The organism is Citrobacter sp. Cb041 (assembly GCF_030336655.1).
Classification (GTDB): Bacteria; Pseudomonadota; Gammaproteobacteria; order Enterobacterales; family Enterobacteriaceae; genus Citrobacter; species Citrobacter braakii.
This window is the reverse complement of record NZ_JAOWDD010000017.1, coordinates 1-231: the sequence shown is the minus strand read 5'-3', so window position 1 is coordinate 231 and position 231 is coordinate 1. Positions and strand designations below refer to the sequence as shown.

The following is a 231-nucleotide window of genomic DNA, read 5'->3' as shown; positions in this document are numbered from 1 at the left end:
GGGAGGATTCGAACCTCCGACCGCTCGGTTCGTAGCCGAGTACTCTATCCAGCTGAGCTACGGATGCATCAGGGAAACTTACTTACTGCAGATTTGATATCACTGCTAAAGTGATATCGAATTTCTGTAACAACGCTAATGCGCTATTGCAGAGAAGATGGTGCATCCGGGAGGATTCGAACCTCCGACCGCTCGGTTCGTAGCCGAGTACTCTATCCAGCTGAGCTACGG

General features: G+C 51.1%; 1 tRNA gene. It reads right to left on the bottom strand.

Going from position 1 to position 231, the window contains the following annotated elements:
- Positions 1–59 (bottom strand) — tRNA-Arg (locus tag OGV52_RS01220).
- Positions 60–231: the final 172 nt, after the last annotated feature.